This is a genomic window from Streptococcus ilei (genome assembly GCF_000479335.1).
GTDB lineage: Bacteria > Bacillota > Bacilli > Lactobacillales > Streptococcaceae > Streptococcus > Streptococcus ilei.
Map to the genome: position 1 here is coordinate 383,437 of NC_022584.1, position 12,230 is coordinate 395,666.

The 12,230-nt window shown below is 44.8% G+C and carries 11 protein-coding genes and 1 pseudogene; 11 read left to right on the forward strand and 1 reads right to left on the reverse strand.

Going from position 1 to position 12,230, the window contains the following annotated elements:
* The first annotated feature begins 19 nt into the window (after nucleotides 1-19).
* The 7 genes and pseudogenes from N596_RS01930 (at nucleotide 20) to N596_RS01960 (ending at nucleotide 6,435) form a co-directional block, all read left to right on the forward strand.
* The gene (locus N596_RS01930) at nucleotides 20-1,231 is read left to right on the forward strand and encodes a phosphopentomutase (RefSeq protein ID WP_023026756.1); all 1,212 of its coding nucleotides are present in this window, start codon (nucleotides 20-22) and stop codon (nucleotides 1,229-1,231) included.
* A 1-nt stretch (nucleotide 1,232) separates the two neighbouring features.
* Nucleotides 1,233-1,775, forward strand: a complete 543-nt coding sequence (locus N596_RS01935; RefSeq protein ID WP_023023068.1) for a DUF1697 domain-containing protein — start codon at nucleotides 1,233-1,235, stop codon at nucleotides 1,773-1,775.
* Between the two features lie 13 nt (nucleotides 1,776-1,788).
* Entirely contained in the window at nucleotides 1,789-2,598 is an 810-nt protein-coding gene (locus N596_RS01940) for a purine-nucleoside phosphorylase (protein ID WP_023026757.1), read from the forward strand.
* 53 nt (nucleotides 2,599-2,651) lie between these two features.
* Nucleotides 2,652-3,847: pseudogene (locus N596_RS01945) on the forward strand (chloride channel protein).
* A 377-nt stretch (nucleotides 3,848-4,224) separates the two neighbouring features.
* Entirely contained in the window at nucleotides 4,225-4,935 is a 711-nt protein-coding gene (gene deoD, locus N596_RS01950) for a purine-nucleoside phosphorylase (RefSeq protein WP_042361398.1), read from the forward strand.
* On the forward strand, nucleotides 4,935-5,693 hold the full coding sequence (locus N596_RS01955) for a Gbs1250 family HEPN protein (protein WP_023023078.1): 759 nt from the start codon (nucleotides 4,935-4,937) through the stop codon (nucleotides 5,691-5,693). Before deoD ends, N596_RS01955 begins: the two co-directional genes overlap by 1 nt.
* 10 nt (nucleotides 5,694-5,703) lie before the next feature.
* Entirely contained in the window at nucleotides 5,704-6,435 is a 732-nt protein-coding gene (locus tag N596_RS01960; protein ID WP_023023080.1) for an NAD-dependent protein deacylase, read from the forward strand.
* A 72-nt stretch (nucleotides 6,436-6,507) separates the two neighbouring features.
* Here the strand turns inward: N596_RS01960 and N596_RS01965 are convergent, their stop codons facing one another.
* On the reverse strand, nucleotides 6,508-7,416 hold the full coding sequence (locus tag N596_RS01965) for a LysR family transcriptional regulator (protein WP_023023082.1): 909 nt from the start codon (nucleotides 7,414-7,416) through the stop codon (nucleotides 6,508-6,510).
* Between the two features lie 142 nt (nucleotides 7,417-7,558).
* On the opposite strand from N596_RS01965, the gene N596_RS01970 reads away from it, so the two are divergent.
* The 4 genes from N596_RS01970 (at nucleotide 7,559) to pyrF (ending at nucleotide 11,937) form a co-directional block, all read left to right on the forward strand.
* Nucleotides 7,559-8,926: a DUF6688 domain-containing protein gene (locus tag N596_RS01970; protein WP_042361401.1), complete on the forward strand. Its 1,368-nt coding sequence runs from the start codon at nucleotides 7,559-7,561 to the stop codon at nucleotides 8,924-8,926.
* A gap of 186 nt (nucleotides 8,927-9,112) precedes the next feature.
* Nucleotides 9,113-9,919, forward strand: coding sequence for a dihydroorotate dehydrogenase electron transfer subunit (locus N596_RS01975; protein ID WP_023023086.1), 807 nt, complete (start codon nucleotides 9,113-9,115; stop codon nucleotides 9,917-9,919).
* A 10-nt stretch (nucleotides 9,920-9,929) separates the two neighbouring features.
* Complete coding sequence (locus N596_RS01980; protein ID WP_023023087.1) at nucleotides 9,930-10,868, forward strand: dihydroorotate dehydrogenase; 939 nt, start codon at nucleotides 9,930-9,932, stop codon at nucleotides 10,866-10,868.
* Between the two features lie 376 nt (nucleotides 10,869-11,244).
* On the forward strand, nucleotides 11,245-11,937 hold the full coding sequence (gene pyrF, locus N596_RS01985; RefSeq protein WP_023023089.1) for an orotidine-5'-phosphate decarboxylase: 693 nt from the start codon (nucleotides 11,245-11,247) through the stop codon (nucleotides 11,935-11,937).
* Nucleotides 11,938-12,230: the final 293 nt, after the last annotated feature.

Sequence of the window (12,230 nt, forward strand, 5' to 3'; positions counted from 1 at the left end):
TAAAGGAAAGAGGCAGTTTATGTCAAAATTTAATCGTATTCACTTGGTGGTACTAGATTCTGTAGGGATCGGAGCAGCTCCAGATGCTAATAACTTTGTCAATGCTGGTGTGCCTGACGGCGCATCTGACACACTTGGACACATCTCAAAAGCAGTTGGTTTGAATGTGCCAAACATGGCAAAACTTGGTCTTGGAAATATTCCGCGTGAACAAGCCTTGAAGACTGTTCCAGCTGAGAGCAATCCAACTGGTTACGCTACGAAGTTAGAAGAAGTCTCTCTTGGAAAAGATACCATGACAGGTCACTGGGAAATCATGGGTCTTAATATTACAGAACCCTTTGATACTTTCTGGAATGGATTCCCAGAAGAAATCTTGACAAAAATCGAAGAATTCTCAGGTCGCAAGGTCATCCGCGAAGCCAACAAACCTTATTCTGGTACAGCTGTTATCGATGACTTCGGACCACGCCAAATGGAAACTGGCGAGTTGATCATCTATACATCAGCTGACCCTGTTCTTCAAATCGCAGCGCACGAAGACATCATTCCTTTGGATGAACTTTACCGTATCTGCGAATATGCTCGTTCCATCACTTTGGAACGTCCAGCTCTTCTCGGTCGGATCATTGCTCGTCCTTACGTTGGTGAGCCTGGAAACTTCACTCGTACGGCTAACCGTCGTGACTTGGCTGTTTCACCATTTGCTCCAACTGTTTTGGACAAATTGAACGAAGCTGGTATCGATACCTATGCAGTTGGTAAGATCAACGATATCTTCAACGGTGCTGGTATCAACCACGATATGGGCCACAACAAATCAAACAGCCACGGTATTGACAACTTGATCAAAGCTATGAAATCAGAAGACTTTAAACATGGTTTCTCATTCACTAACTTGGTGGACTTTGATGCTCTTTACGGTCACCGTCGTGATCCACATGGTTACCGTGATTGCTTGCATGAGTTCGATGAGCGCTTGCCAGAAATCATCGCTGCAATGAAAGAAGACGATCTCTTGATGATTACGGCTGACCATGGTAACGACCCAACATACGCTGGTACTGATCATACTCGTGAATACATCCCATTCTTGGCTTACAGCCCATCTTTCAAAGGTAGCGGCTTGATTCCAGTTGGTCACTTTGCGGATATCTCAGCTACTGTGGCGGACAACTTTGGTGTTGAGAAAGCCATGATCGGAGAAAGCTTCTTAGATAAATTGGTTTAAGATGATGCGCTTTGCTCTCCTCGTAAGAGGAATCAATGTTGGCGGCAAAAACAAGGTGGTCATGGCTCAACTTCGTCAAGAATTGACGGAGCTGGGATTGGAACAAGTGGAAACCTACATCAACAGTGGCAATATCTTCTTTACGACAGGTCTTTCTCGATCTCAGTTATTAGAGTGCCTGTCGACCTTCTTTGAAACACATTATCCCTTTATTGAACGCTTTTCTCTGCTGAGTCGAAAAGACTATGAAGCAGAATGTGCAAACTTACCGCAATGGTGGACAGAAGAGATGGCTCGCAAGGATGTGCTCTTTTACACCGAGGGCTTGGATAGGGAATCCCTAGAAGAGAAGTTGCTTGCTTTGAAGCTAGGGGATGAAGTGCTCCACTTTGGCAAGCTAGCTGTTTTCTGGGGGAAATTCTCAGAAGCAAGCTACGCTAAAACCGCCTACCACAAACATCTGATGAAGATGCCTTTCTATCGTGAGATCACTATTCGCAACGCTAACACCTTTGACAAAATTGGTAGATTACTTAAGAAATAAAAGGAGAAACACAATGACATTTTTAGATAAAATCAATGAAACAGCTGCTTTTTTGAAAGGCAAGGGAGTAGAAGCGCCTGAGTTTGGTCTAATCCTTGGTTCAGGTCTTGGTGAACTTGCTGAAGAAATCGAAAATGCTGTCGTAGTAGACTACTCTGACATTCCAAACTGGGGTCAATCAACAGTGGTCGGACACGCTGGTAAATTGGTTTATGGTGATCTTGCTGGACGTAAGGTATTGGCGCTTCAAGGTCGTTTCCACTTCTACGAAGGAAACCCATTGGAAGTGGTGACTTTCCCAGTTCGTGTCATGAAAGTGTTAGGATGTGAAGGGGTTCTTGTAACCAACGCTGCAGGTGGTATCGGCTTCGGTCCTGGTACCTTGATGGCTATCACTGACCACATCAACATGACAGGTCAAAACCCATTAATCGGTGAAAACTTGGATGACTTTGGTCCTCGTTTCCCTGATATGTCGAAAGCTTACACTCCAGCCTACCGCGAAATCGCCCACAAAGTAGCTGACAAACTTGGCATCAAATTGGATGATGGAGTTTATATTGGTGTGACAGGTCCTACCTACGAAACTCCAGCTGAAATCCGTGCGTACAAGACACTTGGCGCTGATGCTGTAGGTATGTCAACCGTTCCTGAAGTCATCATTGCGGCTCACTCTGGCTTGAAGGTTCTTGGGATTTCATGTATTACCAACTTTGCGGCTGGTTTCCAAGAAGAGCTCAACCATGAAGAAGTGGTAGAAGTCACTGAGCGCGTTAAAGGAGACTTCAAAGGCTTGCTGAAAGCGATTCTTGCTGAATTGTAAAAAACATGGAAAGAATTGTGATATCTATTCAAGCAATTCCCTATAAAATGAAAATGGTCCTAGCAACTTGTCTGCTAGGGCTTGTTTCGGGTTTAGCGGGTATTTTTCTTCATTTCCTTTTAGAATTAGTGGAGGGATTGGCCTTTGGTCAATCAGAGCATCAGTCTAACTTTTTGACGGATGGAGTTCCTCCTTATCGGATAGGTATCAGTTTACTAATTGTAGGTCTTGCCTCGGCCTTAGTCTGGTATTTCTTGCAACGAAAGGGGAAGCTCCTCTCCATCAAGGGTCAGATGAAGGAGGAGGATGCTCGTCCCACCCTTCATTTCTGGAAACAGTTGCTCCATTCTAGCTGGCAAATCGTTGCCGTAGGAGCTGGGGCCCCTATTGGAAAAGAAGGAGCGCCCCGGGAGATTGGCGCCTTGTTGGCAGGGCCTCTTGCGGAAGGTTTTGACCTATCTCTGACAGATCGTATTTTCCTAATCGCTTGTGGGGCGGGAGCAGGATTGGCTGCGGTTTACCAAGTCCCATTAACGAGTGTGTTTTTTATATTTGAAACCTTAGGCATTGCATTTTCACTTAAACGCTTTGTCCTAGCTGGGGTCACGACCTATTTAGCTGCTTTTGTAGCAGGTTGGGTGATTTCAGATCATGCACTCTACAAGATGCCGGTTCCGACTTGGTCACTACAGGTATTGTGGGTAATGCCGATATTAGTCTTGGTCTTAACACCCCTAGCTTATGGATTTGCGCGCTTGACCAAGCAAACCACTGCTCATCGGATCAAAGACCAGCGTATTTTCCTGACTCTTCCACTGGCATTTCTTTTTTTGCTGTCCTAGCTCAGAAACTCCCACACCTTCTTGGCAATGGACGAATGGTAGCTCAGGAGGTTATCAATGGCATTCCATGGAAGACGGCATTAGTCTTATTTGTCCTAAAAGCACTCGTCGTTTTGCTTACTCTTTGGGCGGGAGCTTACGGAGGGACTCTGACACCTTCCTTTGCACTGGGAATGGCAGGAGCGTCACTTATAACTCTAGCTTTTGGATTTGAGGGTCTATCTACCCTACTACTGATTGGCGCTGTTTGCTTTTTGACCGTGACCCTAAATGCTCCCTTTTCTGCTACAGGGCTAGTAATCGGCTTTACGGGTCAAGGGCTAGAAGCTATGCCTTACCTTTTACTAACAGCCGTTCTTACTTATGGCTTGACCCAGAGGTTGGATCGTCTGATGGGGAGAAAATGAAAGGAGTCTCCAAGTAGATAAGATACAGTAGTCTTTTATGCAGGTAATTTAACCTACAAGCTAGATGAATCCTATCTTCTTATGGTATAATTTAAGTAGGCATAAAGGAAACAGGCTCATTCGGGTTAAGAATAACCCTCTTTTTGGTGCCTGCCCTCTATTATGAAAACAGAAAGCATGAAACCTGTGTTCAAATTTGAGTACAAGTGGAAAGCTTTTCTAAACAAAAAATACACACAGAAAGGAAGGGTTAACCGTATTCACTGAACTGAATACGGGCGGAGAACTGTGCAAAAAAGATAAACTGCCTAGCATCTACGATGCGTCGTCAGTTTCCTATTTTTCCTTTGTTCTCTGTCGCCCTTTATATCTTAAACATGTCTATCCATATTGCTGCTAAGCAGGGTGAAATTGCTGATAAAATTCTCCTTCCTGGAGATCCTCTTCGTGCGAAATTTATCGCTGAGAACTTTTTAGAAGACGCTGTTTGCTTCAACGAAGTTCGGAACATGTTTGGTTACACGGGTACCTACAAGGGTCATCGTGTATCTGTCATGGGGACTGGAATGGGGATGCCATCCATCTCTATCTATGCGCGTGAGTTGATCGTAGACTACGGTGTGAAGAAATTGATCCGTGTGGGTACCGCTGGTTCTTTAAATGGCGATGTCCATGTCCGTGAATTGGTCTTGGCCCAAGCAGCAGCTACCAACTCAAACATTATCCGCAATGACTGGCCTATGTATGATTTCCCACAAATCGCTAGCTTTGATTTGTTAGATAAAGCCTACCACATTGCCAATGACCTTGGCATGACTACGCACGTCGGCAATGTCTTGTCTTCTGATGTCTTCTATTCAAACTACTTTGAAAAGAACTTAGAGCTTGGTAAGTGGGGTGTGAAAGCTGTAGAAATGGAAGCAGCAGCTCTCTACTATCTTGCCGCTCAACACCATGTTGATGCCCTTGCCATCATGACCATTTCTGATAGCTTGGTCAATCCAGAAGAAGATACGACAGCTGAAGAACGTCAAAACACTTTCACAGATATGATGAAAGTTGGTCTTGAAACCTTGATTGCAGACTAATGACAGAATATCTTCATGATGAGTGGCTTTACGACCTTCAGACCTACCAGTATGGTCGGGCCCTCCGCTCTGCTAAGAAGCAGAAGGAAGTTCCGGAGCTGGTCTTGACCTTATTGGACTTAATGGCCGAGCGTCGAGAGCTCAATATTCAACCAATCATGAACCTAAAGTTGAGAACCGAGTTGCTAGAAGCGACTGGTTTTCAGCTTTTTTGGCATGAGGACCCAGAAGAGGAACAGTTGGCCAATTACCTTTATGACTTAGAAGCCAAGCTCCGCAACGATCAGATGATTGACTTCATTCGTGCGGTGAGTCCTGCCATTTACCGGATCTTTATGCGCTTGATTGAAATGCAGATCCCTGATATTGCAGACTACATTCACAACTCCAAGGAGTCCAGCTATGACCATTGGAAGTTTGACAAGATCCGATCATCTGACGATCCAGCCTTGCAGAATTTCCATAGCGAGAGTGCAGTCAATTCGTCCAGTTTGACGGAGTTGATCTTGCTATTAGACTTGCCGGATTCCACCAAGGATGCAGCCAAGCAACTGCGGGAGTTAGAAAAATCCGTCCGCAATCCCCTGGCCCACTTGATCAAACCCTTTGATGAGGAAGAATTGCACCGGACGACAGGTTTCTCTTCTCAACATTTTATGGAGCTCTTAGTGAGCTTGGCCCAGGAGACGGGGATTGTTTATCAACGAGAACCTTTTTATTTCGACCAGGCCAATGCCGTGATCGAGGCACTCTTGTAAGGAGGAAGACATGGATAAACTAAAAGAGTTGCAGGACGTGATTGACCGTAGTCAGAATATTGTGTTTTTTGGTGGGGCAGGTGTTTCTACAGAGTCCAATATTCCAGACTTTCGTAGCTCAGATGGCGTCTATAGTGTCACCTTAGGTCGTCATTTTACGGCCGAACAATTGGTCTCTCATACCATGTTTGAGCGCTATCCGGAGGATTTTTTCGACTTTTACAAGAAATACCTGATCTATCCCGATGCCAAGCCCAATGCAGCCCATTGTTATCTTGCGCGTCTTGAAGAGACCGGTAAGCTTAAGGCGGTGGTGACGCAAAATATTGATAGTCTCCATGAGATGGCAGGATCTAAAAAAGTCTTGAAACTCCATGGTAGTGCCGATCGCAATTACTGTACGGGCTGTCAGCGCTTTTATGATCTGGAGGCCTTTCTAGCTTTGGCAGGGACTATTCCTCATTGCCTCGACTGTGGCAAGGTGGTCAAGCCGGATGTGACCCTTTACGAGGAACCCCTCGATATGGACGTCTTTAGCCAAGCAGCTCGAGCTATCCAAGAGGCTGACCTTCTCATCATCGGAGGGACCTCCCTTGTGGTCTATCCAGCAGCTAGTTTGATCCAGTACTTCCAAGGGAAGAATCTGGTTGTCATCAACAAAACCAATATCCCGCAAGACAAGCAGGCGGACCTGGTTATTGAAGGGAAGATTGGCCAAGTGTTTTCTAAATTAAGACAATAAAAGAACACCTGAAGGAAGTAGAACGCTACTTGTTTCAGGTGTTTTTATTGGGCTTGTGTAGATGGTTAGTCCTTATTTATCAAATCGGACTTCCTCAAGTAAGTATTCGATAAATTTCTCACCCATCTTGGAGAGGCTAGCTTTCTCATGTTGGATGTAGACTAGCTCGATTGGGTCATCGATATCTAGTGGGATGGAGACGATATTGTCTCCGTTGAGGTTGCTATTGAGGATACCGGTCGCAATGGTGTAGCCGTCCAGACCAATCAAGAGATTGAAGAGGGTGGCACGGTCGCTGACCACGATAGACTTTTTGTGATACTCTTGGGAGAGGATCTCTTCTGAGAAGTAGAAGGAGTTGTGGGTCCCTTGGTCATAGCTGAGATAAGGGAAGTCTTCTAGATCTTCTAGCTTGACCACATCTTTGTTAGCCAATGGGTTGGTTTTGCTGACGAAGATGTGAGGTTGAGCAGTGAAGAGGTGGGTTGCCTTGAGGTGGCTATCATCCAGCATTTTTGAGAGGACATCCCGGTTGTAGCCATTAAGGAAGAGGACACCAATCTCACTTCGGAAGTTCTTGACGTCATCGATGATTTCCCAGGTTCTAGTCTCCCGTAGGAAGAGCTCGTATTTCTCCATGTCACTTTTCTTGAGGAGAGAGACGAAGGCTTCGACCACGAAAGCATAGTGCTGGGATGATACGCTAAAGAGCTCCCGATTGGCTACTGGATTTTTATAGCGTTCTTCTAAGAGTTGGGTCTGCTCCACGACTTGACGGGCATAAGAAAGGAACTCCATCCCATCCTTGGTCAGAGTGATACCTTTGGGATTACGGATGAAGATGTCAATCCCCATTTCTTTTTCCAAGTCCCGCACAGCATTAGACAAACTTGGCTGGGTAATGAAGAGTTGTTTGGATGCCTCATTCATAGAGCCTGTTTCGACGATTTTGATAATGTAATGTAATTGTTGGATTCTCATGCTTATATTTTAACATACTTTTCGCAGAAAATCCTAGCTGGTATCAGTCTCTAGAAGGATTTTTCCCTATAAATCAGGTTTAGAATTGAAGGAATGTTAACACCTTGGTAGAATGATGGAAAAGATAAGCTTTGGAGGCCTTATGAAAAAAATTGCTAACTGGTACAAAAAATGGAACCAGGAACTGGAGACTAAATTTTTAGCCAGTGTATTAAAGATGAACTTTATGACCAACTTCCTGATATTTATTAGTTTGTCTGCTTTTCTAATTGTCGGGAGTTTGCCAGGAAATATCCAATCTTTGGGTTTCTGGAATGCTATTTTTGGAGTTGCAGTTTACAGTGTTACAATTCTTGTTCATGCCCTAGGGGTCAGTTATTTTGTTCCTAATATCTTTGTGATTCTGTATGTTATTTCTAGATGGTCTACGATACAGGCCCAGACCTTGGAAAAGGAGCTGGTCGGTGTCTATGACGAGAAAGAAGAGGAAAAAATTAAACGAAGGGTCAACAATCGCAAGTACTTTGTCATCCTTTGGATAGGAGTCTTTGGCTGTATCCTCGAATCCTTCGTCATCTATCTAGTAAAGGATCTGACACCTTATGATTGGACGAAACAGCTTATCAATGAGCAGAAGCATACCATGATTTGGACGGAGGCTCTCCCGACGATCCTTACTTTGGCACTGATTTCCTTACTAGCGCTGGTCATCTATTCTTACCGAGATGCTAATTCCTTATCTCCACTTTTAAATATCTTTTGTATCAGTGGGATATTGATGGGATTGGTATTGTTAGGGGTGTTTGACATCCAGTTGCAAGTCATCGGTTGTCACACGGTTTTCTGGTTAGTTTATTCCATTAGTCTCTTAAGGACCAGGATGAAGGAGTGGGAGGGAGAGTCTGATCCAAATAGGGTCTATGACAATCCCATTCTCCAGCGCTTTCACACCATCCTCCACCAATCCAAACACTGGCCTTGGCTGGCGGTCGTCTTTGCCCTTCCCTTGTTAGCTGTATTGGTCATGGTTCTGATGCTTTTTGGTCAGCGACCTGATAGCTTGGTCAAGGCCTGGACCAATACGGCAGATTGGACTTTCTCGGAAAAGATTCCTCCTCAGAATCTGATCATAGATGAGCATTATCTCTGTACGGTCGCAGCAGGTGGCCATGAAAAGGTGGTCAAGCCCCAGCGGATGGGAGTCCGGCATGGTCATCCAGTGGTCGTCAATCGACAGCTCTGCATTGCCAATGCCTTTGAGCAAGTACTGGAAGAAAAGACGCCACGTTTCCATCGCTTCTTACGTCGCAATTATGACCGCTATGGCTATCCTTTTGCTAAACATATCAAGAAGAAATGGGCTATGGATGTCATTTACTATCTGATGAAGCCTCTGGAATGGGTCTTCTTGTTGGTTCTTTACCTGGTCGATCGCAAGCCTGAGAACCGAATCGCCATGCAATACATCAAACCGATCCCAGAGGATTTTGATCCCAAGAAAGCTTCTTAAATCACCGATTTCTACTTGACAAGCATCTAGTAGCACGATATAATGATACAAATTTAACCTTTAAGGGGTCCAGAGAGGCCTGCAAGGAAAGACAGAAAAAAAGATCAGCGGACTGAGTCTAGCTGATCATTTGTAGGACCTTGCTTTTGCGAGGTCTTTTTTGCTGGAAGAAAGAAGAGGAAACCAATGGTCAGTGACAGCTGTAAAAAACGGTTTGGAAAAATCATGATGGAAGACATGGAGTTAATCGCTCAAGAAGAAATTGCGCCACGGATTTTTTCAATGGTCTTGAAGGGGCAAATGGTCGAGCAGATGCTAGCTGGGCAGTTTCTCCATATCCGTGTACCGGATGACTCTAAGCTCCTTCGTCGTCCCATTTCTATCTCAGAGATTGATCAAGCCAGCCATACCTGTCGCCTCATCTATCGCGTAGAAGGAGGCGGAACGGCCATCTTTTCTCAGCTGCCTATTGGTAGTTTTCTAAGTGTCATGGGTCCTCAAGGGAATGGCTTTGACTTAAAGGGGCTTGGCCAAGGGGCGCGTACTTTGATTATCGGTGGCGGGATTGGAGTACCTCCCTTGGTCCAAGTGGCTAAACAGCTACATGAGCAAGGAGTAGAAGTCCATTCTGTCCTTGGATTTTCTACTAAAGAAGCGGTTATCCTTGAAGAAGAGTTGAAGCAGTATGGGCAAGTGACCATTACAACTGACGATGGTTCCTATGGGATCCAAGGTAATGTGTCAACTGTAGTGGAAACACTCAATGAAGATATTGATGCGGTTTATTCATGTGGAGCCCCTGGTATGCTCAAATACGTCAACAGCAAGTTCTATGATCACCCTCGGGCCTATATTTCAATGGAATCCCGTATGGCCTGTGGGATGGGAGCTTGCTATGCCTGTGTCGTTCATCTGGAAAATGCAAGCCAAGCAGCCAATAAACGCGTGTGTGAAGATGGTCCAGTCTTTGAAACTGGTACGATTGTGATGTAGGGAGGAAAGTATGACTAGTAATCGATTAGCTGTATCCTTACCAGGATTAGACTTGAAAAATCCCATTATTCCTGCCTCCGGCTGTTTTGGTTTTGGCCAAGAATATGCCAAATACTATGACTTGGACTTATTAGGATCCATTATGATCAAGGCAACGACAGCTGAGGCTCGTTTTGGCAATCCCACACCACGTGTCGCAGAGACTCCTGCAGGAATGCTCAATGCCATTGGTCTCCAAAATCCAGGTGTCGATGTCGTTCTCGCAGAGAAACTCCCTTGGTTAGCCCAGCATTATCCAGATCTACCGATTATTGCCAACGTAGCAGGATTTTCCAACGAAGAGTATGCGACGGTATCGCGGAAGATTTCTCAAGCACCAAATGTAAAGGCCATCGAGCTTAATATCTCTTGTCCCAATGTGGACCATGGGAATAACGGGCTTTTGATTGGTCAGGTTCCTGAGTTGGCCTATGATGCGGTAAAAGCTGCAGTAGAAGCATCCTCAGTCCTTGTCTACGTTAAATTGACCCCTAGTGTAGCAGACATCACTCAAGTAGCCAAGGCTGCGGAAGATGCGGGAGCAAGTGGCTTAACCATGATCAATACCTTGGTCGGGATGCGCTTCGACCTCAAGACTGGTAAGCCTATTATTGCCAATGGTACGGGAGGTATGTCAGGACCAGCTATCTTCCCAGTAGCCTTGAAACTCATCCGCCAAGTAGCCCAATCCACGAAACTTCCAATCATTGGAATGGGGGGTGTAGATTCAGCAGAAGCAGCGATTGAAATGATGATTGCTGGCGCTTCTGCGATCGGTGTCGGCACTGCCAATTTCACCGATCCTTATGCTTGTCCAACGATCATCGAAGCCCTGCCGCAGGTCATGGATCGATATGGCATTGACACTCTTGAGAACTTACGAAAACATGTCCGAGAAAATCTATTATAAGGATTATCATGAAAATAAAAAATGCCTGCTGGCTACAACCCCAACAGGCTACTGAGTAAGCTACAACTGAAACAACCCTTACTCAGCATAGCAAAAATTTTACAGGAAAAACGTTTATTCGTCAATCTTTTAACATGTTTATGAATCTTTCCTAGTCGAAAGATGAAAAAGACAGATGGAATCCGAACGTTTTATGATTATTTCTTGACTTTTCTTTAATATCGTACTACAATGTAGAAAAACCTTTAAAGTGGTCCAGAGAGGCTCCTAAGGTCTAGACGGTGAATCAGGGTAGATACTACCTAATTTTCGTGTAACCTTGCCTCGGGCAAGGTTTTTTTGTGGAAAAAATGTCACCCATTAAAAGGAGAAACCCATGCGTGAAGAACGTCCCATCATCGCCCTTGACTTTCCAGCTTTTGAAGATGTAAAAAACTTTTTAGAACATTTCCCAGAAGATGAAAAACTTTTTGTAAAAATAGGAATGGAATTTTTCTATGCAGTTGGACCAGAAATTGTCCACTATCTGAAAGGTCGTGGCCACAGTATTTTCTTGGATCTAAAATTGCACGACATCCCAAATACGGTTAAGTCAGCAATGTCTGTCCTTGGCACCTTTGGTGTGGATATGGTGACAGTTCATGCGGCTGGCGGTGTAGAGATGATGCGCGAAGCTAAAAAAGCACTTGGGCCAGGAGCCAAGTTGGTGGCGGTGACTCAGTTGACTTCTACCAGTGAAGAAGACATGCGTGATTGCCAAAACATCCAAACCACTGTCCAAGAATCAGTAGTTAATTATGCCCGAAAAGCACAAGAAGCTGGTTTGGACGGAGTTGTTTGTTCAGCCCATGAAGTTGATTTGATCAAGAAGGCTACATCAGAAGAGTTTGTCTGTGTAACCCCAGGTATCCGTCCTGCGGGAGCAGAAATTGGTGACCAAAAACGGGTCATGACCCCACAAGAAGCCCACGCCATCGGTTCAGACTACATTGTCGTTGGACGTCCGATCATCCAAGCAGAAAACCCATGGGATGCTTATCATGAGATTAAGAGACAGTGGAACTCGTAAGAGCTACTAAAAGTGAAACTTTTGTAGCTCTACGGGAAGTCCGATAGGATCTTCCCTAACGAGTTCACTAGATTAGAAGAAAGAAAAATATCGTTTCTTTCTTCTAATCGTCGGAATAATCGGAGCCCGATGGGGCCTTCCCTAAACTATTCACTAACTTGTTTGAAAGAAAATTATCGTTTCTTTCAAACAAGTGTCGGAACTCTGGAAAGTCCGATGGGACTTTTCCTAACGCATTCACTAGATTAACTAAGAGAAAAAAATCGTTTCTTTCTTCTAATCGTCGGAATAAT